The following is a 25,156-nucleotide window of genomic DNA, read 5'->3' as shown; positions in this document are numbered from 1 at the left end:
AATTGAATTAACTGATCTCGTTGATATATCGCTTCACACTCCACAGGTTCACAATGTAAACAAGTATGATCACCAGTACTGCAGCACCGGCGGTGCCGGGGCTGATCCATGAAGATACAAATAGCTTCATACCCGCAAGTATACCAGCTGCTTTCCATTGCAATACTGTAATCAATACGAGCGCGATGATCGCTGTAAATATATACAAAGGCACGAATTGTCGCATCAGGTATCGCTGTAGTTGTCGCGGTGCAGTACCTAAAGTCACCAGCAGTTGTATCTCTCTCTTGCAGCTCGCGATCACAACCTGTATAAACATACTGAAGACTAACAGTGCAAAGAGCAGTAATATCAAACCAAAGAACCCAATTACAGATACAATGGTTTGCAGGATCACTTTGGTTTTGCTGTATTTGAGTTTATCCTGGTTGGTGCTATATCCTTTATCTTCCAGGTATTTGACCAGTACAGGATTGGAAGGATCTTTTGTTTTAATGATCACACGGCTGGGAGCGGCCGTCTGTCCGTTGCCAAACTTTCCATTCGCCCAATCCATGAAACTACCGGGTACAAGGAAGGAAGAAATTCTATCTGAAAAGCCAACGATCCTACCTGTAAATTCCTGCGTAAGCAGCCCTTTTGAAATCGTGATTTTCATCGGGAGTGCTTTGATGGTTTCAGGGGAAATTTGTGGTAATCCCTGGCTCAGTGCAAAACCGAAGTTGTATAGATTGAGGAAGTCGTTTGGCAGGATAATGGGAATGGTATTATCACCAGGTTGCCATTTCCAGTCTTCACTCTTTACATCGATGAAGGTATCTGGTACGGCTTCGAAAAACATTTCGGTATAGAAGTGCAGATCTCCGGGAGCAGCGGCGGAAACCTTGTACTGATTAGAAGTAATAAAGCCAAAGGCAGTGGTGAATGGCTGCTTTTTGATATCGGCTATTTCCTGTGGGGTGAATTCACTTTTCTCCGACTGCCCCATCATATCGTTCGTGATCTTTTTGTTGATGACGAGGAAGTCTACGCTTTCATTCTGATTTTGCTGGTTGTAGAGCAACTGATCAAAGTCTTTATGCATCTGTAGGGCCAGCAGCAGCAGGAACATGGCGATACCCAGACCGGTAGTAGCCATAACCAGGCGGCCTTTGCCTATGCCCGTCTGAATGATCTTTTTGAGTAAGCCAAAAAACGATTGCTTCATAGATTGAAATGTATGTCGTAGGCAAACCTGTTGTCATTGTCCAGGTCTGTTAAAATAAATCCGGCGTTGCGGGCGCGGCATTCTTCTGCGATCAGATCAGCAGCCTTTTGTGCATTCTCATCGTCCAGGTGGCTGAAGGGTTCATCCATCATGAGCCATTCGAATGGTTGTACCAGTGCACGGATGATGGCGATACGCTGACGTTCTCCGTAAGAGAGTGTTTTGCCGCTTTGGCTCAGGATGTGCGATACGCTCAGGCGGGCTGCCATTTCTGCCACCTTTTCGGCGGTACAGTATGGATTGGGTAGCATCACTCTTTTGAGCTCTATATTTTCCTGTGCGGTGAGTTGTTCGAAGATGCGGAGGTCCTGGAAGACGACGCTGACCTGCTGCTGACGCATACGGGCTATCTGGTCTTTGTTGTAGGCATCCCAGGATTGGCCATCTACCAGCACCCTGCCGGTATAGTCGTTCCGGATGTTGTACAGGTAGTGGACCAGGGTTGTCTTGCCTGTGCCCGATGGTGCCTTGATTTTGACAAAACTACCGGGCGTGAATGTAACGGCCTGATTCCAGATGTCCGAATTGCGCTGCAGGATTTTATCCCTGAGAGGAATGGGAACCAGATTTTCTAATTGTAACTGCATGTTGCGATTAAATATTTATTAAACCAAAAGATCATCCTGCTTCTTCGGAACAGGATGATCTTCTGGTTTAAAATTTCTGTGCCGTTTAGTATACTACAGATGTATCTACCTTCTTTTCATCATGTACGATCCTGGCTACATTGGTACCAAGATTCACCAGTTGAACCAGGCTATTCTCATCCTTTTTGAAGTTCAGTACTACTTCAGAACGCTGTGACTTACCATCGAAAGGATGGGTAACAGCAGTTGCATCTTTCAGCAGATCTTTTACCTGACCGGCGATTGCCTGACCATTTGCAGGAATATCGTTTACCGGAATCGCAGCTGCAATCTTTTCGAAGTTGATATAAGCTCCCATTGGGTTGCCTTTGATCTTGCTTACAAAGCTATTGTCCAGACCACCGGCTTTGCCTTTACCACCCAGGTAAGCATCCAGTGTAGGCTGGTCGTTAGCTACAGCAATCAGTTTATCGTCGATAGACAGGGCAGGCATACCTGGTTGCTGCATCATGTCTGCCAGTACATATTTATCACCTTTTTTGGTCACGAATGTCTGCAGGGCAGGTGTGCTTATTACTTTGTCAAAAGCAGCCTTATCGCCTACTTTCATCGCAAACACCCATTTCAGATCAGTTCTGGTTACAGAGTCACCTGTTACAATGGTGCTTGGTGCTTTTCTAACATTCAGGTCAGAAGCTGCAAAGAACATCTGACCGTTGAAGGCGTTCAGGATATCATCCAGTGTCAGGTTCTGATTACCGGAGTACATACGGAGACTAATATTCGCCATACCATCCAGACCAGTTGCCTTTACGATATCGCCCAGCATACGGAAGTCGAAACCGTATACCATAAAGCCAAGGATATTGTCAGAAGGATATTGTTCCAGCAGCTTCACGTCTGCTTCTGTTTTACCATATTTCTTGTAGATATCAGACAGGTCTTTGCCTGCATATGATACACCTTCCATCACTACTTTACCTTTCTCGAAGTTTACGCCACCGGTATAGTAGCTCCCTTCCAGCAGTTTCTTCAGGTTTGCAGGAATTGCTGCACCCTGTGAAGCATACATGGGTTCTGGATTTACATATACGCTCAGGTCAGCATTGTTCTTGAGCAGGTCATGAAATGCAGAGATGTCTGCAGCCGATTCATCTTTCTTCAGGTGGAAGAGGTGATCAGCTTCTGCTACCCAGGTAGCTTCGGCATCAGGTGTCTGGAAACGAACCTGGGTCGCTACAGCGCTGTCTACAGCACTGCTGTCGTCCTCATCCTCATCGAAACCACCGCCTGGAATGCCACCTGGCATACCACCCGGAAGACCACCATTCTTCAGTTTGTTGGCATCCACACCACGGATATAGATCACAGTTTCTTTGGTCCAGCCGATCACAGCATCCTGATCAGCTTCCCAAACGTACTGGAAGTCATCTTTCTTTTTCATGGTGAAGTTCGGGAGGTTCTTTTTCAGGTAAGCTTCGAACTTGCCAGCGTCTTTCAGTCCACCGGTGAGGGTTACGTAAGACTGTTGGCTATTGTTGAATACAACCGATACGAAGAAATTATTCTGCAGGTCTACACCCGAGTTTTCTGCATCTTTCCATGCTTTCATAGCAGGGTTGCTGGTATCCTGGTCCTGCAATGCGGAAAACATTTTCTCCATAGTAAGACCATTGGTCACCAGTTTATTCGTGATCTGCTTGCTATTGATGCTCAGCACTACGCCTGCGGTTTTGGGGATATATTTGCTTTGATCAGGAACCTTCGAACATGCAGACAACATAACTGCCGCTGTTACAGCAGTTAACAAAACTTTGGAAAACATCTTTGTCATAAAAAGGGGATCTGAAATTAATAATATAGATATACTGGACGCTAAAATACTTCGTTTTTCGTTAGTAAAGCTATGAGGAGATAATATTAAGTTACAGCTTTTCGAGATATGTGGCTGTTTTCAGGGATATCACAATCCATTCATTTATATTGAGTATTATAAAATTAAATGCTGCAATAGTTTTATACCTTTGCACAAAGGTTTCCAATCATGATCACTAAATCCTATTATTGACACGCTATCATGTACCTCATCCTGTTACAATATATCAGACCTGTCGCTGCCATAGAACACTATATGGAGCAGCATAGAGCATTTCTAGACAAATACTACAAGAGTGGTAAATTCATTTTGGCAGGTCGCAGGAAACCTAAATCCGGTGGCCTGATCATATGTAAAGCCGGGAGCCGCAAAGAAGTGGAAGAAATCATGAGCGAAGATCCGTTGGATAAATTCCAGCTGGCGCTGTATGAAATCATCGAGTTCGAGCCTACATCCTATGTCAACGAGTTGCAGCCTTATTTGTCGTAGTTGAAATATGCCAACAAAAAAGACTGACCAAAGTTTCTTCAGTCAGTCCTTTCCCTGTATGTAAATATTTACTGCTTGTCGTCTTCGAAGTCGAGGATGACAGAATTAATGCAATAGCGTAAGCCTGTTGGTGGGGGACCGTCGTCAAATACGTGTCCGAGGTGAGCTTTGCAGCGACCACACATGACTTCTGTCCGGTGCATACCGTGAGAGTTGTCCGGTGCATAGATCACGCTGCCTTTAGTAACCGGCTCAAAAAAGCTGGGCCAGCCGCAGCTGCTCTCAAACTTGGCATCGGATATGAACAGAGGGTTGCCGCAGGCAGCACAATAGTAAGTGCCATTATCTTTTGAATTCCAGTATTTTCCTGTAAAAGCCCATTCTGTGCCTTTCTCTCTTGCGATGTGGTACACTTCGGAAGTTAAGCGTTTTTGCCATTCTTCGTTAGTCAGACTCACCTTGTTGGTATCCGTCCGGGAATATACATCACTCTTTTTTTCGTCTTCCATATGCAGGTTTTTTCCCTTATATCAATACGTTTTTATACTGCGAGGATCAAAATTATCAGATTCCCTCAGTAGATGGCTGAAAATCACGGCGATTAACGTCTTGTTAACAAGGTGGAAATGTTAATAACATATCCACACTATCCACAAAGCGCTGAAACTCGCGTCAATACAGCACCTTGGGGGAATGGCAAAACGCTAGTTCACATTTTGCCAGCATCTTATCCCCGCCTCCGGAATCAACAGTAAACTTTCCTAACTTTACAGCATAAAGGCACATTATACGTGGCGAACATTATCAATCTATTACCAGACAACATAGCCAATCAAATCGCAGCAGGTGAGGTGATCCAACGGCCAGCTTCAGCAGTGAAAGAACTGCTGGAAAATGCGGTGGACGCTGGTGCAACGGAAGTTCAACTAATCATCCGGGATGCCGGAAAGGAACTGGTACAGGTAATTGATAATGGTAAAGGAATGAGTGAAGCAGATGCCCGCATGTGTTTCGAGAGGCATGCCACCTCTAAAATCCAGACCATTGAAGACTTGTTCCAGATCAGGACGATGGGATTCCGGGGTGAAGCATTGGCTTCAATTGCTGCCGTATCGCAGGTCGAACTAAAGACCCGTATGCGCGGTACAGACATAGGTACTTATATCGAGATCGACAATAGTGCCGTCAGGAAACAGGAAGCCTGCCAAACGGCGGAAGGGACTTCTATTGCAATGAAGAACCTGTTCTTCAACGTACCAGCCCGACGTAACTTCCTGAAAAGCAATGCTGCCGAGATGAGACACATCGTAGATGAGTTCATCCGGGTAGCCATGGCTTTTCCACAAATCCAGTTTACACTCCTGAACAATACACAACAGCTCTTCTACCTTGAAAAAGGATCCCTGAAGCAGCGTGTCATTGCCATCCTCGGCCAGCACTACAATTCAAAGCTGGTGAGTGTAAAGGAAAGTACCGACTACATGGACGTTCACGGGTTCGTAGGTAAACCGGATGCAGCCAAGAAGACCAGGGGCGACCAGTTCTTCTTTGTCAACAACCGCTTTATCAAGAGTCCTTATCTGAACCATGCGATCATGACGGCCTTTGCCGATATGATCCCGGCAGATAGCTTTCCATTGTACGTTGTATTTATAGACCTCGATCCGGGGCATGTGGATATCAACGTACATCCAACCAAACAGGAAATCAAATTCGACGACGAGAAGGTGATGTATGCATTTGTACAGTCAGCTGTCAAGCACGCACTGGCACAATTCAATGTGATGCCCACCCTCAACTTCGAACTGGATCCCGAAATACAGCAACTGGATGCCGTGAGCCAGCCATTTACCGCTGAGCGCCAGGAACAGTCCGCAACTTCCTCCCTGTACAAGACGTTTACCCAGGCCAATCAGGCACATGTGATCGATAAGAGCAGCAGTAACCTGAAGCACTGGAAAGACCTCTACGATATTGGCAAATCCTCCGATTCTTATAGCAGAGAAGAGCGTGATGAAGACACCCAGACACAGCCTTTACCAGCTGTGGGCTTCGAAAGCAGGTCATCTACCGCCTCTGTGATTGACGAACGCTGGCAGGACAATACCATCGATCAGAAAGTACCCGTACAGGTACATCAGCAGTTCATCCTCTCGCAGATCAAGTCAGGCTTTATCCTGATCGATCAGCAGGCTGCACATGAGCGCATTCTCTATGAACGCTACCTCCGTGCATTGCAGGAAACGCCGATGCCAGCCCAGCAAAGCCTGTTCCCACAGACCTTGCAACTGCCACCTGCCGATGCTGCCCTGATCAGCGAAATGCTCCCTGACCTGCAGGTACTGGGCTACGACCTGGAACCATTTGGCAACAATACCTTTGTAGTAAGAGGTACCCCTGCCGATATCCAGAGCGGAAACGAACAGGCTAGTATCGAAGGGCTGCTGGAACAATTCAAACACTATAGCAGTGAGCTGAAGGTGAACAAACGGGAACAACTCGTGAGATCGATGGCGAGAAACAATGCGATCCCTTCCGGCAGATCATTGACCACAAAAGAAATGCAGAATATTATAGATGAGCTTTTTGCCTGTGCAATGCCAAATGCAGCACCCGGCGGGAAGTACACTTATATATCATTTAAACTAACGGACCTCGCTAAGATGTTCGGCGGTTGAGAAGAAAACTAAAAACGTCATGCCTTCCGGCATGACGTTTTACATTATAGGGAATACCGGCTTTAATGCCTCGTATAGTTTTATATAGACGTCATACGCTTTTTGATATAGCTCTGCTTTGTTCGTATCCGGCTCAAAGACGATTTCCTCCTGTGCTGTATGGGTGATCTTTAAATTTATTGCCCCCGCTGCCAGCATCACAGCTCCCATCGCAGATGCATCACTTTCCTTCGTCATATACATAGGTTGCTGGAATATATCTGCCAGTAGTTGTACCCATTCCTTTGAGGCGGTAAACCCTCCGCTCACAGAGATCTTCTTCACCTCTCCCGTCGTTTCTTCCAAAGCTTTGGTAATACTTAGTAAACCATAAGCCATCCCTTCCAGCATCGCTCTCATAAAATGCCATTGGGTATGCTGCGGTTGTATCCCAATAAAAGCTCCCTTTGCATGTCCATCCCATACAGGCGCCCGTTCACCATGCAGATACGGCAGGCAGATCACACCTTCTGCACCCGCAGGGGTTGCAAAAGCCTGTTGTAAACCGGCGTCTATATGTATACCTGTCTGCAGAAATTTATCCAGGTACCATTGAAGCAATACACCTCCATTATTAATAGCACCTCCTATTACAAAATGCCCCGGGGTCAGAATGTAAGTAAACAACCGGTTATGCTGATCCGTCATGGCATTGGGTATGGTCATTCTCACGGCGCCACTGGTGCCGATGGTCAGTGAGGCATGGCCTGCATCGAGGGCATTGCTGCCCAGCTGTGCCAGACAGCCATCACTGGCGCCGGCTATGAACTGTGTATCTACTGGGATATTCAACTCTGCTGCAATGACTGGGTCTACGCCAGTGATGATGGTATCGCTGCTCACCGCTTCCGGCAGTTGCTGTGCTGTGATGCCGGCCAGTGTGAGCGAATCCGTATTCCAGCGCAATTCGTGAATATTAAAAAGCCCCGTAGCAGAGGCAATGGAATGATCGGTGATGTACCTGCCAAAGAAATGATAGAAGATGTACTCTTTGATGCCGACAAAACAGGCAGCCTGTTTGTATAATTCCGGTTCATTTTCCTTCCACCACATGATCTTGCAGAGTGGACTCATGGCATGGATAGGCGTACCTGTCTGTTCATAAATTTTCTTTCCCTGCGCGGTGCCTCTCAGCTTGTCTGCCACCTGCTCACTCCTGTTGTCGGCCCAGATGATTAGTGGGGTCAGGGCTTCTCCCTGTTCCGACATGATCATCACGCTGTGCATGGCACTACTGAAAGATATAGCAGCCGGCGCCGCCCTCATTATAGTGGCGACGCTTCTGATCCCATTTTTCACAGCAGCCAGAATAAAAGCAGGGTCCTGTTCACTATATCCAGGTTTGGATTGCAGGATAGTGTATTCCTGCTGGCAGTGTGCCATTACGCTCCCATCTTCCTTTACTGCAATCACTTTGGCACTGCTGGTTCCTATATCTACTCCGATGATGTATGCCATTGCTATATTTTACCTTCTTTCTTTAAAAATAAATTTATAATTTAAATCCGTATAAGACGCAAATAGTGATCCACGATATGGGTATTAAAATCAGTCTCAACTAAATAAACATTGTTAATATGGTCCACGAAAAAAACACCCCGGGAAGTCAGGTCTCCCGGCGATCGTTCCTGAAAGATGGCGCACTTGCCGCTGCTGGATTTATGATCGTGCCTCGGCATGTATTAGGAGGGAAAGGCTTCATTGCACCCAGTGACCGTCTGCGTGTTGCCGGTATTGGTGTTGGCGGAAAAGGAGAAAGCGATCTGGAGGAAATAGCAAAAGGTCCTTCTGACATTGCCTATCTCTGCGATGTAGACACCCGTCGTGCAGCAAATAGTGTAAAGCGCTTTCCAAAGGCTAAGTTTTACAAAGACTTCAGAGAGATGCTCGATAAGGAGCATAAGAACATAGATGCAGTGACGGTATCCACACCAGATCACCAGCATGCTGTTGCTGCTATGGCTGCCATGCAGCTGGGCAAACACGTTTACGTGCAAAAGCCCCTCACCCACGACATCTACGAAGCACGCATGCTTGCCGAAGCAGCTAAAAAGTACAAAGTGGTGACCCAGATGGGAAATCAGGGTTCCAGCGGCGATGGCGTACGCCAACTGCGTGAATGGTACGATGCCGGCACTATTGGCGATGTACATACCGTATATTGCTATACCGACAGGCCAGTATGGCCACAAGGTATTCCCTGGTCAGATATGAAAGCACCTGTTCCGGCAGAACTGGATTGGGACCTGTGGTTAGGTACTGCTCCTTACAAAGATTACATTGATAAACTCGTTCCGTTCAACTGGCGTGGCTGGTGGGATTATGGTACCGGGGCCCTCGGCGATATGGGTTGCCACATCATCGAACCTCCATTCCGTATACTGGGCCTGGGTTCTCCCAAGTCAGTAGAGTGTAGTGTAGGTAGCGTATATGTTGATGAATTCAAGAGAGGCTATTTCCCTGAAAGCTGCCCTCCATCATCTCACGTGATCCTGAAATTTGAAAATCACAAAGGCAAGGAAGTAACCCTCCACTGGATGGACGGTGGTATCCAGCCTGAAAGGCCGGAAGAACTGGGACCTAATGAAATTATGGGCGACGGTGGTAACGGCGCTATCTTCATCGGTTCGAAAGGTAAAATGATGTGTGGTACTTATGGCCGCGATCCTAAATTGCTGCCAACCAGCCGCACAGAACAGGTGAAGGTGCCACAGAAATATGCACGCGTACCGGAAGGTCACTATGTACAGTGGGTAAATGCTGCCATCGCTGGTTATAACAGTGATAAGGACAAGGCGATCTCCTCTCCTTTCTCTATTGCAGGGCCGCTCACGGAAGCATTGCTGATGGCCAACCTGGCAATCAGAAGCTTTGACATCCGCAAGGAAGAAAATGGTAAAACTACCTATCCCGGCCGCTATGTAAAACTGCTCTGGGATAATAAAAATATGAAGGTGACCAACTTTGACGAGGCAAATCAGTTCGTAAAAAGAACTTATCGTCAGGGATGGAGCCTGGGAGTATAAAAACGAATTTTTGTTTACCCGCTCCACGAAAAAACCACTTTCGCCTTTGGCAAAAGTGGTTTTTTCGTTTTATAGGGTCATGGTCAGCCTCATGTATTGTTAATCAATTATTTGCTATAACTTTATAAGAAGAGCTAATCCCGCTTTTCCCACTGATAATATGTACTGGCTAAGATTGTCCCCCTTTTTGTTACTGTTGGTCGCAGCTGCATGTAAAAAGACCATTTCTTCCGAAGCAGCCCATCCACAAGAAGTGCCACCTACTGCCCCTTCCTCATTTCAGGGGCTGATAGTTGATGATGCACAGCAACCCATTCCCAATGCAATGGTACTGTGTGGTGATCAAAGCACAACAACTGATTCCAGTGGCCTCTTTTCGCTGTACAATGTCATGGTCGATACGAATGCGGCTATTATCTCCGTCAAAAAACATGGCTATATCAACGGATTTCGTACCCTGATGGCGCATGCCAACGGCCAGCAATACCTGAAGTTGACAATGATGCCAAAGGTTCTCACAACTTCGTTTTCCGGTAGTGCGGTGGGGAATATTGGTTTTACTGGTGTGAACCTCGTGTTCTCTCCCAACCAGATCCAAAATTCCAATAACCAGGTCTATAAGGGGACCGTATCTGTAGCGGTAGATTATATCACACCATCGGACCCGGACCAGCCTACCCGCATGGCTGGCGATCTGAGAGGCATTGATAACAACGGCAATGAAGTTGGCTTGATTTCTTTTGGTCAGGCGGCAGTCGATCTGCTGGATTCCAACAATGTGGCGCTGCATCCGGATGGTGAGCACCTTGTGAATATTACCATGACCATTCCTGGTCCTTACCGGGCAAGCGCTCCAGCACAAATTGGCCTCTTCTACCTGGACACCATCAGCGGATACTGGCAACAGGAAACGCTGGGGTATAAACAAGGAAATGACTATACCGGCAATGTCCGGAAAGGCACCCGCTGGCTCTTTGCCACAACCTATTCTCTGGTGACGCTGGATGCTAATATCCTGAAACAGGTGGGTGCACCAGCCGGTAAGCTGCTCACGACCATCTCAACCAAAATTGACTTCTATCCTACTTATAGTTATACCAATTCCGATGGCCGTTACCTGGGCAGAGTAGCCGCCAATCAACCATTAATTCTCACCCTCACTGACCCTTGTGGTAATCTCGTTTTTCAGAAAGAAATTGGCCCCTATAGCGGATATACCAGTGCTGATATAATATCAGGAAATCTGGTTATTTGTACTCCTTAAAAAATCTACCTGCTTTTTATTTACGTTAGTTAGGAGAGCTATCCTCTGCAACCGATTGCCAACTATAAAAAGATTGATAATCTATGCCATCTTTTATTCGGGTTTTTATACCCGTTATTATCGTGCTGTGCCTAACTGTAGCGTGTAAAAAAGAATATAGCCTGGAGGGAATGCCTGAAGTACCTGTAGATTCTTTAAGCGAGCCGGAAGTGGTCAATTATGCTCCCTATACAAAAGGGGCTGTTTACAATTACATGTACAATAAAGCGACAGATACATTTTATTATTCCCTGACCGTCATCGGCGATACCCTTATCCAGGGTAATACCTATCTCATTCAGAGTGATGGTTATAACAAACAATATATGCGTTATAGCCAGGGTATTTTCTATTATTATGAACCAGCTTACACTTCCCCCACCTCCTATCACCCGGCAGCCGTTCGCCCGGTATTGTATGACTATCTGCCGCTAAACGGTCACTGGTCTGATACGGTGAAAGCCACAACCTTTTCCGGGAACCCGGAAACCGGACTACTGGATTATCACATCATCCCAAAAGCCACACCTAAAACTGTTCTGGGTAATACCTACTCAAAAGTTATAGGCATAAAGCAGGACAGCTACCTGATTATAGAAGGGAAAGCATATAGCCTCGGCACCGTCGGCAATTACTTCTATGCAGATAGTGTAGGATTCATTGAAAAAGATGCCGCCACAGATACCATTCGCCTGATCAGCTATTCATTAAAAAATCAATAGCTCTCATATACCCGCGTCAGGAAATGTTCGACTTCCCTTCGTACGGCAGTGGCGCTGTTGTTGTGATTGTTGACAAGCACACTGAATACCAGTGTCTTATTTTTCTTAGTTACGAGGTATCCACTCAGTGCCACAACGCCTGTCAGTGTACCGGTTTTTGCATGTACAAACTGCTCTTTGTAATAGTTCTTCAACGTACCTTTTCCTCCTGTTGCAAACAGGCTGTAAAGACGTGCGGTAGGATATGTTTTGTACATGTTGGAAAGTACATACACGAAGTCTCTCGGAGAGAACAGGTTGTAACGGGATAAACCACTACCATCCGCCCAGTTAGGGGTATCAGGCAATTCTTTTAAATAGTGATCCAGCATATAGCGGATCATGTGCCTGGTACTGATCGTATCAAAGAGTTTACCCGCACACATCATGAGCGTTTGCTCTGCAAAGAAATTGTCGCTTCTGTGCATCATAGGCAGGAAGAGAGAATCTGCCGGAATACTATACAGCAGCTGCAATCCTGCTGGCGCCTGGGGAGCAATGTAAACCTGCTTATGCAGTGTATCCTGCAAACGGACCGCCAGGTCTTCCAACCCACCTGTGATGAAAGGCACTTCCTCTTCTTCCGGTTGATATTCATTACCGTTATAACCCATAGAGAAGCGGTTACTACGTTCATCTCTTTTTACTTCCAGCTTAGTGAGTTTATTATCCTTGCTGGTTGTGAGCTCGTACATTTTTGGAATAATATATAAGCTGTCGCCATGATGGCGCAGTCTCGCTACATTGCCATACATGGGCCATTCATTCAGTTCTGACTGGTAATAATCTGCATAATCATTCCATGACCAGCCATAACCATAGCGGGCATTCTCGTTGATGGCCGGAACAATTTTTATTTTCTTATTGGTTTGCTGCAGCAAATGGAAGACCGGTTGCCACGTGTAGTCAGGATGCAAAAAGGCAGGATCCCCGGTGCCCTGTACATACAACACAGAATCAGTATCCAGGTATTTGATGGCAGGCAGAGAATCTCCCAGCAGTAACATACCGGTATACAGGGAAAATATTTTCATGTTGGAAGCCGGCGTGAAGTAGTGATCTTCCTGGTAGTTGTACCAGTATTTATTAGTAGCCGGTTCATAAATGCTGATGCCTACATTCGCCTGTCTCAACGCCTTGCTGACAAGCAATTCTTTTTCTGACCAGGTTTGAATTTTAGTGTACTGTGAAAACACGGGTTGTTGCAAATAGAACAGCAACATGACAACAAATAAGATTCTGCAATTCCTCATGCTTCAATATAATAAATAGTCCGGGCTTTTTAAAGGCCCGGACTATGCGAAAAAGTTAAACGTACCTGGTAGCACCTGGTTTTGCTACAGGATAATTCCCGTCTGCATCCGGCAGTAATTGCGGCTTTGCATCAAATGCGTAGGCGGCTGGTTGTAAGTTCAGGTCCAGCTTCAATGCCTGATCAAAAGGAATGATCTGCCCGGAGTAAGTAGCCAGTCTACCAATGATAGCCGTGAGCGTTGTCTTTGCAGCCCGCTCTGCATCCTGGTATTTGTACACACCGCGTGCTACTGCATCAAAGAGTTCATCATGCTCTGACTGGTATGGCTGGTTCTCCTGTTTCTTATCGAACCGGTACAGCACCTTTCCTTTGTGATCCTGTATCACCGCCCTATCGCAGATGATGCGGCCTTTGGTACCTGTGATCTCTTCATCTACTCGACTGGCGCTATCTTTCCAGTGACGGCACTGACTATTCATTGCCACGCCATTTGCAAAGCGATACTCTACTGCATGGTGATCGTATATTTCACCATACTCTTTGCCTGTGCGTACCTGGCGCCCACCCATACCTACTGCGGTAACCGGGTAATCATTCATAAACCAGTTGCCCACATCAATATTGTGAATATGTTGCTCTACAATATGATCGCCACAGAGCCAATTGAAATAATACCAGTTACGCATCTGGTACTCCATCTCTGTATATTCCGGTTTGCGGGGTTTTACCCACAGCGCACCCTGGTTCCACCATACATTCATCGAAGTAATATCCCCGATGATACCGTCCTGCGCACGTTTATACAACTCTCTGTAAGAGTTCTGATAGCGGCGTTGTAACCCAACTACCACATTCAGTTTCTTTGCCTTCGCTATTTCAGCAGCGGCCAATACTCTCCTGATACCTGCGGGATCAGTAGCTACGGGCTTTTCCATGAAAATATGCTTGCCCTGCTTTACTGCTTCTTCAAAGTGAATAGGTCTGAAACCCGGAGGGGTAGCGAGTATCACCACATCGGCCAGTGGAATCGCTTTCAGGTAAGCATCGAAGCCGACGAACTTATGTTCCTCTTTTACATTCAATCGGCCAGGTTTATCACCTACCTCTCCTTTTATATTTTCATAGCTTTCGTTCAACCGGTCAGCAAAAGCATCGGCCATTGCCACCAGTTGTACATTCTGTTTTGTGCTCAGTGCCTGCACAGCGGCACCTGTGCCACGGCCTCCGCAACCGATCATAGCGATCTTAATGACGTCATTGGCGCCTGAGAAAAAATTGGCCTGACTGATTAAAGGCAGGGTTAACAGTCCTCCTGCCAAAAGCGAGGATTGTTTGACAAAGTCACGACGACCTGAGTGGAATTCTTTTTTTTGCATGATAGTGAGTGTTTTAGCATGTTATCTGGAACCAATATATTTATCCAGCACGTCAGCAAAGAACTGCCCGGCTTCTTCTTTCGTAGGTTGCTTTACAGGGCGGATAATGCGAAATCCGATAAAAGGCGCATCGGCATTCCACCACTTGCTTTTGGGTATCTGAGGATCACGTCTGTTCCAATCCGGATCAGATTTCAGGCGGGCCGCACTGCGCAGTTGAGCCGCATCATCCTGGTAATTGCCCCCTTTGATGCTACGGGGTGTTCTGGAAGTAGGTTGCTTCCATGGATCTTTGTCTGGCGCCTGTTCCAGGTAATGTACATCATACTGGTCCAGCGTCCATTCTGCTACATTGCCCAGCATGTCGTACAATCCCCAGGCATTGGGTTGCAACTCTCCTACTTTGTGGTACTTGCCACCGCTGTTGCCAGCATACCAGGCGTACTGTTTTAAGCTGCTGCTGTCCTTACCAAAAGGATAAGTTGTAGCAGCTCCTGCACGACAGGCATATTCCCATTCTGCTTCTGTAGGCAGGCGGTAGAAGATACCGGTTTTTGCATACAACCAGCGACAGTAGCTCAATGCGCCGTATTGGCTCATACTGTTTGCCGGAAAGCCACCCTGCTTACCCATACCCAAGGTCAGGTCAATATATGGCGGACTGGGGCGGGTCATACCATCAGGAATGGGGGTTTTGTCCTTTTCTGCATCAGAGTACACATCGTATTCATCGAAGGTCACTTCATGTGCGCTCATCCAGAATGCCCCGATCTGTACCTGCTGGCGGGGACCTTCATCATCCTTCCTGCCTTTTTCCGAGACAGGACTCCCCCAATTGAACGAACCAGCAGGAATGGGCACCATCCTGAAAGAAACAGTCGTACCAGGAAGGGTAGCCGTATAGGGCTGGTTGGGAGGACTATTGTCCTGGCCGGATACACTTTGGGTGATCATACAGCCTAGCGACAGTACAAGCAATTTGTTTTTCATAACACCGGTTTAAAGAATCAATAGTGAATTTATTAAATCGATTGCGGTAAAGCAATGTTTTTTATACATTTAGTAATCTCATGCAATAAATATTACGTTATGGAAAGAAGAAAATTCTTGCAGCAGGGCACCCTGGCAGGTCTGTCAACCCTTGCTTTCAATGCTGCTACCGCCGCTGCGATTTCCTCGGAGCCCCTGGCTCCGGAGGCAGGCAAACCCTTTAACCTGAACTATGCGCCCCATGATGGCATGTTTAAAAACAGCGCGGGCAACAATGTACTGGACCAGATTCAATTTATGTACGACCAGGGCTTCCGTTCCTTTGAAGACAATGGTCTCATGAACCGCGATGTAGCCGAACAGGAAAAGATCGGAAATCTGCTGGCGAAACTGGGTATGCAAATGGGTGTTTTTGTGATAGACGGTGGAGACAACTGGAAAACCTCCCTCACCACCGGCAAACAGGAATTCAAGGACACCTTTGTAAAAATATGTCGCAAGGCACTTGAAACAGCCAAACGTGTAAATGCCAAATGGGCCACCTTTGTACCCGGCTACTTTGAACGCAACCTTCCTATGGGCGTACAAACAGGCAATGTCATCGAAGCACTGCGCCCAGGTACCGCCATTCTTGAACCACATGGTCTCGTGATGGTGCTGGAGCCCCTGAGCGACAATGCAGACCTCTTTCTCCGTACAGCAGAACAAAGCTATATGGTGTGCAAAGCAGTAAATAGCCCCAGTTGTAAAATACTCTACGATATCTACCACATGCAGCGCAATACCGGCAACCTGATACCTACCATGGACCTGTGCTGGGACGAAATCGCCTATATTCAGATCGGAGACAACCCAGGTAGAAAAGAGCCCACTACCGGCGAGATCAATTACAAGAACATCTTCAAACATTTACACACAAAAGGATATAAGGGCGTACTCGGTATGGAACACGGCAATGCCAACCCCGGAAAAGAAGGTGAGGTAGCACTGATAAAGGCTTATAGGGAAAGCGATGCATTTCTGTAATTTCGTTACCTTTCATTCAAATTTATCTGTATGAATTTCCTGATCCGCCTGTTAATTAGCGCCATCGCAGCCATGGTTACTGCTTATGTATTGCCCGGTGTATATATTAACAGCTTCATTACCGCCCTGGTATTGGCTTTTGTATTGGCGATACTGAACCTGCTGGTAAAACCTATTTTAATATTGCTGACATTACCTGTTACCATCATTACATTAGGGCTATTCCTATTGGTTATCAATGCTATCATTATTATGATGGCCAGTTCGCTGGTGTCTGGATTCAAGGTAGATGGATTTATATGGGCATTGCTGTTCAGCCTTGTGCTGACAGTGGTTTCTGGCATTATGAATAGCCTGGCTGGTACCAGGCGCGATGACTGATGTACTTCGACCGCACACATATCAGTGACGACCAGTTGCTGGGCTTTTACAAAGCCTTACTTTACCCCCGGCTGGTAGAGGAGAAAATGTTATTGCTACTGAGGCAGGGAAAAGTAAGTAAATGGTTTTCAGGTATAGGGCAGGAAGCGATTGCCGTAGGCGCCACTTTAGCCCTGGATGAAGATGAATGGATATTGCCACTGCATCGTAACCTCGGTGTATTTACAACAAGGCAGATGCCTTTGCAACAGTTGTTTCATCAGTGGCAGGGAAGTCCGCTGGGATATAGTAAAGGCAGAGAACGATCTTTTCATTTTGGGAGCGCAGCCCATCATATATTTGGGATGATCTCTCATCTTGGTCCACAGTTGTCAGTAGCAGATGGTATCGCATTGGCGCAGCAGCTGGAATTCTCCGGTAAAGTAACGCTGACCTTTACAGGCGAAGGCGGTACCAGCGAAGGGGAATTCCATGAAGCCCTGAATGTAGCTGCTGTATGGGGTTTACCAGTGATCTTCCTGATAGAGAATAATGGCTATGGGTTAAGTACCCCGGTGGCAGAACAATATCGCTGTGAACAGCTGGCAGATCGGGCAGCCGGCTACGGTATGCGGGGCATGCGCATCAATGGCAATAATATCTTAGAGGTATACCATGCAGTGAAGGAGGCAAAACGCCATGCCCTGGAGGAACGACAACCGGTATTGATAGAGGCCATGACCTTTAGAATGCGGGGACATGAAGAAGCCAGTGGCACAAAATACGTACCCGCTGCCCTGCTGGAAGAATGGGCAAAGCAGGACCCGATATTACATTTCGAAAAGTTCTTACAGTTTTTGAACCTGGCAGATGATTCCATCCGGGAATCACTGAAACAGGAAATCGATCACGATATACAAGCGGCATTGCACGAAACGGTGCACGTTTTCAATTTAGATGAGGAGCTGCACGATATCTATGCGCCAGCTCCGGTACCAGTAGCTCCCACAGGCGCTGTTTCTGAAAAACGGTTTATCAATGCAATAGCCGATGCCCTGCATCAGGCAATGGAACTGCACCCTGACCTTATTTTGATGGGTCAGGATATAGCCGAATATGGTGGTGCATTTAAGATCACAGAAGGATTGGCAGGCCTGTATGGTAAAGAGCGGGTACGCAATACGCCCTTGTGCGAGAGTGCCATACTCGGTGCAGGATTGGGCTTATCAGTGATGGGCTACAGAAGTATGGTAGAGATGCAGTTTGCCGACTTTGTTTCCTGTGGGTTTAACCAGATTGTAAACAACCTCGCCAAGATTCATTACCGCTGGGGGCAAAATGCCAATGTGGTTATACGGCTCCCGGCAGGGGCGGGCGTAGGGGCAGGTCCCTTTCATTCACAGAGTAATGAGGCCTGGTTTACACATACACCGGGCTTGAAAGTGGTGTACCCGGCAACCCCTGAAGATGCGAAAGGGTTATTGCTGGCAGCGCTGGCAGATCCTAACCCGGTATTGTACTTTGAGCACAAAGCCTTGTACAGGAGTATCAGTGGCCCTGTGCCGGATGCACCTTATACTATTGAAATAGGAAAAGCAAAGGTGGTACAGGATGGAGATGATGTTAGTATCATTACTTATGGAGCAGGCGTACATTGGGCGCTGGAATATGTGCGGCTGCATGCTGAACTATCAATCCATATCCTGGATCTGAGGTCACTGCAACCACTGGATTATACAGCCATTCAACAAGCCGTTTTTACCACAGGAAAAGTGTTGATATTGCACGAAGCGACCTTAACCGGAGGCATCGGTGGCGAGATTGCGGCCTGGATTGGCGAGCACTGCTTCCGGCAATTGGATGCCCCCGTTATGCGCTGTGCATCTCTGGATACCCCTGTCCCTTTTGCAGCAGAGCTGGAAGCAAATTTCCTTGCGAAGGCACGCCTGCATGAATGTGTACAAACATTATTGCAATATTAAGCTTCGGAAATTTTCCTCTTTTTTCTAAAATGAATGTGCTAACTTGCACCCCGGATCATTAAACACTTTTTTTATGTTGCTTGCCGTAGTTAATAACGTAGAAACCACAGATTTTTTCAGAGCTGGAGATGCATTTGCACATTATGCTACATTCGTAGTAATCGGTTTATTCACTGCAATGTTCCTGGTTGCTGCGTTTAAGTACGTAAAACGCTAATAATCAACTTCTTCATGATATTAAAGAGCTGTCTTAAATAATTAAGACGGCTTTTTTTATTGCCCTTTACTAACTTTGCATCATGGATCAGTCGCACGGGAGGATCTATACCTTCCACTTTATCATGCTATGCCTTAGCAATGCACTGTTTTCCGCCAGCTACAACATGATGCTACCAGACTTGCCTGCTTACCTCAGCAGCATGGGCGGCGAACAATACAAAGGCTACATTCTTGCTTTGTTTACACTCATGGCAGGGCTATCACGGCCCTTTAGCGGTAAACTCACAGACACCGTTGGCCGCGTTCCGGTAATGATTTTCGGCTCCGTGATCTGTGTGATCTGTAGCCTGCTCTATCCCCTGGTCAGCACTGTAGCCGCCTTCTTATTACTCCGCTTCTTTCATGGTTTTTCTACAGGCTTTAAGCCTACCGGTACTGCTGCTTATGTGGCCGATATCGTACCCAATACCCGCAGAGCAGAAGCGATGGGCATGGTTGGACTCTTCAGCACCATTGGTATGGCACTGGGCCCAGCCATAGGAGGATATGTTACTTCTATCTGGGATATACACGTGATGTTCCAGTTATCGGCAGTGTTCGCCTTATTATCAGTAGTGATACTGGTAGGTGGTATGAAAGAAACGCTGCCGAATAAACAAGGCTTCCGGCTCTCCACACTCAGGATCTCTAAATCAGAGATCTTTGAGCCATTGGTACTGGCGCCGGTGATCGTTACTTTCATCACTTATTACAGCTATGGGGTACTGTTCACTATTATTCCTGATTTCAGCGCTTATGTAGGTCTGCCGCCAGCGAGCAAAGGCCTGTTTTATACATTCTTTACCGCCAGCTCTATCAGTATCCGGTTGTTAGCTGGTAAGGTCTCTGACCGATATGGCAGATTGCCGGTGTTGAAGATTGCGACATTGATTATGGCGGTTGGGGTATTTACTTTAGGCGTGGCCCACTCTCCTGCCATGATGCTCACTGCCGCTGTGATCTATGGTGTATCAGTAGGATTGAATTCTCCAGCCGTGACAGCCTGGACCATTGATCTGGGCAGACCAGAACACAAAGGGCGGGCACTGGCTTCCATGTACATCGCACAGGAAGCGGGTATTGGTATTGGCGCCTACCTGTCAGCCTTTGTATATCACAACGATTCCAGGTTCTTCCCCCTCACCTTCTATTCTACCGCTATAGTGACCCTTGCGGCTACGGTCTATTTGATCTTTATTTATCAAAATCGCCGTATGCAAACTGTAAAACAATTTGTATTTTCACCCGGCAAGTGGTTTCAACGATAATTCATGCTTAGAAAAATAAAAAATCCCGGCGCTGCAAGGCGACCGGGATTTGTCTTTTTAATATCGGGTCTGATTACAGCCGTTCGTACAGCGCTCTCAGTCTTTCTCTTGTCATTTGCTCTTTCCAATCCTTACCCAGTGCATTTTCCCACAGTGGGGCCATACCCAGGGATACATCGATCATGATGTTGAATTGCTCATCAGTCAGTCCTTTGGTGATGCCCTGTGGAATATCGATGTTGTGTTTCTTCACCATTTCTTTGAATTCAGCTACGCCTTCAGGATAGAATTCTTCCAGCTTGTCGAACACGATACAATTACCAATACCGTGCTTGGTGCCCAGCAGGTAAGCCAGACCGTAGCTCACAGCGTGTGCTACACCCACCTGAGAATAGGCGATACTCATACCACCGGCATAAGATGCCATCATCAGTTTCTCATCAGCATCGTCATCCCATTCAGGCTTATGCAGGAAGATCTCCTGGCACAGGCGTAATGATTCTTCACCGTAAGAACGGCTGAAAGCGTTCAGGTAAGTACCCGTCAGAGATTCGATACAGTGGATATAACAATCCATCGCAGTATAGAACATCTGGTTCTTAGGTACGCCTCTGATCAATTCAGGATCCAGTACGATCTGGTCGAACGGTGTAAAGTCAGAGTTCATACCCAGCTTACGGGTAGGGCCTGTCAGTACACAGGTACGGCTTACTTCGGCCCCGGTACCGGAGATGGTAGGAATACCCGCCTTGTATACGCCAGGATATTTTACCAGGTCCCAGCCCTGATAGTCAGCAGAAGAACCTGGGTTGGTCATCATCAGGGATACTGCTTTGGCCATGTCCATTACAGACCCGCCACCGATACCGATGATACCGCTCACCTCACCAAATTCAGTTTTCAGGTCATCTCTGACTTTGTCAACGTATTTGGTTTTAGGTTCGTCTGTTACATCAATAAATATAATCTTGTCCTTGCCTCTCACTGGAATACGCTTAGCAAAAGCGTCATTTCCCTGGAAGAAATGGTCCACGAAAAATATCATGGGTGCATCTCCTTTACGTTGGGGAGCCAATATTTCATCCAGTTGGTCAAAACATCCGCGGCCATATACCACGTAGTCAACCATCTTAAAGTTCCTGAATTTCATCTCGGTCTATTAATATTATTATAATAATTTTTCTGCTTTCACCAGGTCTTCCGGTGTATCGATTTCCACACCCATGTACTCAGTCACCACCATTTTCATGGAGATGCCATTTTCCAGGTAGCGCAGGCATTCTATTTTCTCAGCGGCTTCCAGTGGGCTTACCGGCATTTGGGTAAAATCCAGCAGGGTTTTGCGGCGGAATGCATAGATACCAATGTGCTCATAATAAACGGATTTCACCTGTTTATCGCGGGGATAAGGAATGACGGAGCGGGAGAAGAAAAGTGCGTTGAACTGTTTATCCACGGCCACCTTTACATAATTAGGATCTTCGATGGATGACCAGTCTTTCAGCTCCTGCATCAGGGAGGCTACCTGTACTTTCTGACCAGCTTCGCCTTCGAACACCTGAAGTAGTTTTTCCAGCGGCTCTTTCTGGGTGAAAGGTTCGTCTCCCTGAACATTTACGATGATCTCTACATCTTCCCTGTCAGCGATCGCTTCGGCAATACGATCGGTACCACACTCATGTTCCTTTTGGCTCATGACCGCTTTACCACCATTGCTAATGATCTCCTGGTAGATAACATCGGAGTCAGTTACGACCATAACTTCGTCGAACACGCCTGTTTTCACAGTACTTTCATACGTGCGCAGGATCACTGACTTACCACCCAGTTTAGCCATCAGCTTGCCCGGGAAACGGGTAGCGCCATAGCGGGCAGGTATTAAGGCTACTTTTTTCATTACAGGGCGCTTTTTACTGCATTTACCAGTTTCTCAGCACGTTCAGCAACCTCAGCATCGCTCCAGCCCAGGTTGATAGGAGTGCAGATGCAACGGCTCATGATCGCATCAGAAGCTGGGAATTGTTTCACTTTGTACAGCTCCATTGCCTGTTGCAGGCCTGGTGCAAAACGGCTCAGCACCGTGCTTTGTTTGAAGTGTTCCCAGTTACGGATATAATGCCAGTTGTTATCAAACCAGTAGAAAGCAGGCAGACCGGCAGCTTTCATAGCAGCGGCAGCAGCTCTGGCCTGAGATTCTTCTGGCAGGAAGAAGGCGAGGAAAGTAGCACTATCCCCTTCTGCATCCGGCAGGCGACGAAAGCTGACCTGAGGAATGGCAGACAGAGCATCTTTAAATATCTTTTTGGTTTTGCGCTGGATGCTCAGGAAAGTATCCAGTTTTCTAACCTGCGCGAGACCTACAGCCGCATGCAGTTCAGAAATGCGGAAGTTGTACCCGATGAATGGGTGCAGATCTGCCCCACGGTCTACGCCCAGGTGGTCGTGGCCATGGTCAGAGTAACCGTCCGCTTTTACATAAATATCCTTGTCGTTGGTAACGATGGCACCACCTTCAGCACAGGTGATGGTTTTTACAAAGTCGAAGGAGAAGGCGCCAGCATGGCCGATAGAACCAACAGCTTTACCTTTATAAGTTGCGCCAAATGATTGACAGGCGTCTTCAAGTAAGATCAGATTGTGTTTGTCGCAGATGGCCTTCAGTGCATCCAGGTCAGCCATCGAACCACACATATGTACAGGCATAACCGCCTTGGTACGTGGAGTGATTGCAGCCTCAACCGCTTTAGGGTCCAGGGTCAGGGTATCATCTACGTCTACCAGCACCGGGGTGGCGCCTACCGAGAAGATACACTCAAAACTTGCCACAAATGTGAAGGTCGGCATGATCACTTCGTCTCCTGCACCTATGCCCAACGCCTGCATTGCTACGGTGAGGGCTGCCGTACCGCTGGATACGATCTGTGTGTACCCAACATTCAGTTTTTCAGAGATGGCTTGTTCCAGCTCCTTTGCTTTCCAGATGCCTTTGCGTGGGCCATCAAACCCATAGCGCATAAAGATGCCGGTTTCCAGCACGTCATTTACTTCCTTGCGTTCTTCCGGTCCAAAAAATTCATATCCGGGCATAAGTTGTTGATTTTTTGCAAAGGTAGTATAATCAAGTACTCAGCGCTCGGAAAAACTGTTTATCTTTTACTAAAAATTGCCATGCGTTTTATCCTGTATCTTATCCTGTTGACACCCCCGTCTATAGCAGCACTGGCGCAACATCCGGACAGTGAGATCCGGCAGCTACTGGCGGTACAAACCAGCACCTGGAACCAGGGGAATATAGAAGGCTTTATGCAAACGTACTGGCAATCAGATTCATTATTGTTCGTCGGCAGCCATGGCCCCACATATGGCTGGCAGGCAACTCTGGACAGATACAAGAAATCTTACCCGGATACCGCCGCTATGGGCAAGCTGGATTTTAAGATCCTGGAAATCAGACCATTGGCAAAGGAGCTATACTTTGTAGTGGGAAAATGGCATTTACAGAGAAGCGCGGGAGATATGCAAGGGGCTTATACCCTATTGATAAAGAAAATCAAAGGTCAGTGGAAGATTATTGCCGATCATAGTAGTTAGGAATGGCATTAAAAAGAAAACCATCCCATGAATGGGACGGCCTGCTATACACCACAACATTAAAGAAGAATGTTACTAATCGTTTGATGTCCATAATAGGTTAATCAATAAACTATGGCAAACGAATTAGCTTTTATTATTTGAACGATCCTGATCCCTTGCCGCCAGGTTTTCGTCTTCCGGTTTCCCGGAAAGCTCACCATGAAGCGGATTGGTCTTAGTATCGGCTTTATCGGTTTTTAAAATTTCAGCCTTGTGCTGTAAAGGTTGTTTATGCTCTTCACTGGGAAGCTGTTTATCATCATGTAGCATGGATTTCCGTTTTACTTGTGAACAGTTCCTATTATCAATCGATACGATTATACCTTTGCAAAGTATGTACCATCCCGCAATACTTGCCAATAGGGCATTTCGTAATGCCTGGATGAGTAAATGCCTCCACACATTGCGTAATGCGACAACACAGGTGTCTCCCAAGTCTCCACAAATCGAACCAGGAAAAGTCTGGTGCAATAGATTGCATTTCATATGCTAAAATGATAATCTCAATATTTTAGCATAATTTTAATTCCTATATTCAGTAATAGGTACCCCGCAAACTATTTGTTATAAAGGGATAGAATTGATCAATGCGGCTTACTTTTTCACCCCAGAATGCTACCAAATGGCACAAAAGTTGAATATTCTAGTATTACGTTCTGAAGATAACTATTTGATTTAGACCTCAGTGGAGGGACCCCTGTTACCCTGGAACGATGGATAAACACGTCACATATTTATAACTAATAAAATTAAGCTTACTATGAACATCCGTAGTTACCAGTGGTCGGTACTGAAGAAATTGCTAAAACAACGTTTCACAGAGTTGTCAGATGAGGATCTGGTATTTGAATCTGGCAAAGAGAAAGAGCTGTATGTACGGTTGGAGCGTAAAATAGGCAAACCTCAGGAAGACGTAGCACGCATTATCAAAGGGATGCAGCAGGCGTATCTGCAACAAGCCCTCCTCTAATTCACTTAATCT

At 46.7% G+C, this 25,156-nt stretch carries 24 protein-coding genes; 12 read left to right on the top strand and 12 right to left on the bottom strand.

Features of this window, described 5'->3' with window-relative positions:
• Positions 1-7: 7 nt before the first annotated feature.
• The 3 genes from QQL36_RS08475 to QQL36_RS08465 all read right to left on the bottom strand — a co-directional run bounded on the left by QQL36_RS08475 (position 8) and on the right by QQL36_RS08465 (position 3,688).
• A complete protein-coding gene (locus QQL36_RS08475; RefSeq protein ID WP_321569518.1) occupies positions 8-1,207 on the bottom strand; it encodes an FtsX-like permease family protein in 1,200 nt (399 codons plus the stop codon).
• Positions 1,204-1,854 (bottom strand): ATP-binding cassette domain-containing protein, encoded by a 651-nt coding sequence (locus QQL36_RS08470; RefSeq protein WP_321569517.1) that lies wholly within the window; start codon positions 1,852-1,854, stop codon positions 1,204-1,206. Before QQL36_RS08470 ends, QQL36_RS08475 begins: the two co-directional genes overlap by 4 nt.
• Positions 1,855-1,939: 85 nt before the next feature.
• Positions 1,940-3,688: a DUF4836 family protein gene (locus QQL36_RS08465; protein WP_321569516.1), complete on the bottom strand. Its 1,749-nt coding sequence runs from the start codon at positions 3,686-3,688 to the stop codon at positions 1,940-1,942.
• Between the two features lie 243 nt (positions 3,689-3,931).
• Between QQL36_RS08465 and QQL36_RS08460 the strand changes: the two genes are divergently transcribed.
• On the top strand, positions 3,932-4,219 hold the full coding sequence (locus QQL36_RS08460; protein WP_083725114.1) for a YciI family protein: 288 nt from the start codon (positions 3,932-3,934) through the stop codon (positions 4,217-4,219).
• Positions 4,220-4,287: 68 nt separating this feature from the next.
• Here QQL36_RS08460 and msrB read toward each other — a convergent pair whose 3' ends face one another.
• Positions 4,288-4,728 carry a peptide-methionine (R)-S-oxide reductase MsrB gene (gene msrB, locus QQL36_RS08455; protein ID WP_083725112.1) on the bottom strand — a complete coding sequence of 147 codons (441 nt, stop codon included), beginning with the start codon at positions 4,726-4,728 and terminating at the stop codon, positions 4,288-4,290.
• A 282-nt stretch (positions 4,729-5,010) separates the two neighbouring features.
• Between msrB and mutL the strand changes: the two genes are divergently transcribed.
• Complete coding sequence (gene mutL / locus QQL36_RS08450; protein ID WP_083725110.1) at positions 5,011-6,897, top strand: DNA mismatch repair endonuclease MutL; 1,887 nt, start codon at positions 5,011-5,013, stop codon at positions 6,895-6,897.
• A 39-nt stretch (positions 6,898-6,936) separates the two neighbouring features.
• On the opposite strand, the gene QQL36_RS08445 is transcribed toward mutL, so the two are convergent.
• Complete coding sequence (locus tag QQL36_RS08445; protein ID WP_321569515.1) at positions 6,937-8,394, bottom strand: gluconokinase; 1,458 nt, start codon at positions 8,392-8,394, stop codon at positions 6,937-6,939.
• A gap of 119 nt (positions 8,395-8,513) precedes the next feature.
• Here QQL36_RS08445 and QQL36_RS08440 point away from each other — a divergent pair, with 119 nt between their 5' ends.
• The 3 genes from QQL36_RS08440 (at position 8,514) to QQL36_RS08430 (ending at position 11,987) form a co-directional block, all read left to right on the top strand.
• Positions 8,514-9,962, top strand: a complete 1,449-nt coding sequence (locus QQL36_RS08440) for a Gfo/Idh/MocA family oxidoreductase (protein ID WP_321569514.1) — start codon at positions 8,514-8,516, stop codon at positions 9,960-9,962.
• A gap of 160 nt (positions 9,963-10,122) precedes the next feature.
• Positions 10,123-11,226, top strand: a complete 1,104-nt coding sequence (locus QQL36_RS08435) for a hypothetical protein (protein ID WP_321569513.1) — start codon at positions 10,123-10,125, stop codon at positions 11,224-11,226.
• A gap of 83 nt (positions 11,227-11,309) precedes the next feature.
• Positions 11,310-11,987 carry a hypothetical protein gene (locus QQL36_RS08430; protein ID WP_321569512.1) on the top strand — a complete coding sequence of 226 codons (678 nt, stop codon included), beginning with the start codon at positions 11,310-11,312 and terminating at the stop codon, positions 11,985-11,987.
• On the opposite strand, the gene QQL36_RS08425 is transcribed toward QQL36_RS08430, so the two are convergent.
• From QQL36_RS08425 to QQL36_RS08415, 3 genes are all read right to left on the bottom strand, one after another.
• Entirely contained in the window at positions 11,981-13,249 is a 1,269-nt protein-coding gene (locus QQL36_RS08425) for a D-alanyl-D-alanine carboxypeptidase/D-alanyl-D-alanine-endopeptidase (RefSeq protein WP_321569511.1), read from the bottom strand. The two genes, QQL36_RS08430 and QQL36_RS08425, sit on opposite strands and share 7 nt — an antisense overlap.
• 85 nt (positions 13,250-13,334) lie before the next feature.
• Entirely contained in the window at positions 13,335-14,657 is a 1,323-nt protein-coding gene (locus QQL36_RS08420; RefSeq protein ID WP_321569510.1) for a Gfo/Idh/MocA family oxidoreductase, read from the bottom strand.
• A gap of 21 nt (positions 14,658-14,678) precedes the next feature.
• Positions 14,679-15,647, bottom strand: coding sequence for a formylglycine-generating enzyme family protein (locus tag QQL36_RS08415; protein ID WP_321569509.1), 969 nt, complete (start codon positions 15,645-15,647; stop codon positions 14,679-14,681).
• 99 nt (positions 15,648-15,746) lie between these two features.
• On the opposite strand from QQL36_RS08415, the gene QQL36_RS08410 reads away from it, so the two are divergent.
• From QQL36_RS08410 to QQL36_RS08390, 5 genes are all read left to right on the top strand, one after another.
• Positions 15,747-16,673, top strand: coding sequence for a hydroxypyruvate isomerase family protein (locus tag QQL36_RS08410; RefSeq protein WP_083725094.1), 927 nt, complete (start codon positions 15,747-15,749; stop codon positions 16,671-16,673).
• A 30-nt stretch (positions 16,674-16,703) separates the two neighbouring features.
• Positions 16,704-17,054 (top strand): phage holin family protein, encoded by a 351-nt coding sequence (locus QQL36_RS08405; RefSeq protein ID WP_083725092.1) that lies wholly within the window; start codon positions 16,704-16,706, stop codon positions 17,052-17,054.
• Positions 17,054-19,015, top strand: a complete 1,962-nt coding sequence (locus tag QQL36_RS08400; protein ID WP_321569508.1) for a thiamine pyrophosphate-dependent enzyme — start codon at positions 17,054-17,056, stop codon at positions 19,013-19,015. The genes QQL36_RS08405 and QQL36_RS08400 overlap by 1 nt, the downstream gene beginning before the upstream one ends.
• Positions 19,016-19,088: 73 nt before the next feature.
• Positions 19,089-19,232 carry a hypothetical protein gene (locus QQL36_RS08395; protein WP_179091193.1) on the top strand — a complete coding sequence of 48 codons (144 nt, stop codon included), beginning with the start codon at positions 19,089-19,091 and terminating at the stop codon, positions 19,230-19,232.
• 82 nt (positions 19,233-19,314) lie between these two features.
• Entirely contained in the window at positions 19,315-20,541 is a 1,227-nt protein-coding gene (locus tag QQL36_RS08390) for an MFS transporter (protein ID WP_321569507.1), read from the top strand.
• A 73-nt stretch (positions 20,542-20,614) separates the two neighbouring features.
• Here the strand turns inward: QQL36_RS08390 and QQL36_RS08385 are convergent, their stop codons facing one another.
• The 3 genes from QQL36_RS08385 to QQL36_RS08375 are packed head-to-tail and all read right to left on the bottom strand — an operon-like array spanning position 20,615 to position 23,628.
• On the bottom strand, positions 20,615-21,691 hold the full coding sequence (locus tag QQL36_RS08385; protein WP_083725087.1) for an iron-containing alcohol dehydrogenase family protein: 1,077 nt from the start codon (positions 21,689-21,691) through the stop codon (positions 20,615-20,617).
• A gap of 18 nt (positions 21,692-21,709) precedes the next feature.
• Positions 21,710-22,438 carry a 3-deoxy-manno-octulosonate cytidylyltransferase gene (gene kdsB / locus QQL36_RS08380; protein ID WP_083725085.1) on the bottom strand — a complete coding sequence of 243 codons (729 nt, stop codon included), beginning with the start codon at positions 22,436-22,438 and terminating at the stop codon, positions 21,710-21,712.
• Positions 22,438-23,628: a DegT/DnrJ/EryC1/StrS family aminotransferase gene (locus tag QQL36_RS08375; protein ID WP_083725083.1), complete on the bottom strand. Its 1,191-nt coding sequence runs from the start codon at positions 23,626-23,628 to the stop codon at positions 22,438-22,440. The genes kdsB and QQL36_RS08375 overlap by 1 nt, the downstream gene beginning before the upstream one ends.
• Before the next feature lie 81 nt (positions 23,629-23,709).
• On the opposite strand from QQL36_RS08375, the gene QQL36_RS08370 reads away from it, so the two are divergent.
• The gene (locus QQL36_RS08370) at positions 23,710-24,132 is read left to right on the top strand and encodes a YybH family protein (RefSeq protein ID WP_321569506.1); all 423 of its coding nucleotides are present in this window, start codon (positions 23,710-23,712) and stop codon (positions 24,130-24,132) included.
• Positions 24,133-24,258: 126 nt separating this feature from the next.
• Here QQL36_RS08370 and QQL36_RS08365 read toward each other — a convergent pair whose 3' ends face one another.
• Positions 24,259-24,444, bottom strand: a complete 186-nt coding sequence (locus tag QQL36_RS08365; RefSeq protein WP_143708919.1) for a hypothetical protein — start codon at positions 24,442-24,444, stop codon at positions 24,259-24,261.
• A 490-nt stretch (positions 24,445-24,934) separates the two neighbouring features.
• Here QQL36_RS08365 and QQL36_RS08360 point away from each other — a divergent pair, with 490 nt between their 5' ends.
• Complete coding sequence (locus QQL36_RS08360) at positions 24,935-25,144, top strand: hypothetical protein (protein ID WP_083725077.1); 210 nt, start codon at positions 24,935-24,937, stop codon at positions 25,142-25,144.
• Positions 25,145-25,156: the final 12 nt, after the last annotated feature.

This window comes from Chitinophaga sp. LS1 (genome assembly GCF_034274695.1).
GTDB lineage: Bacteria > Bacteroidota > Bacteroidia > Chitinophagales > Chitinophagaceae > Chitinophaga.
This window is presented reverse-complemented; position numbering and strand designations above follow the sequence as displayed.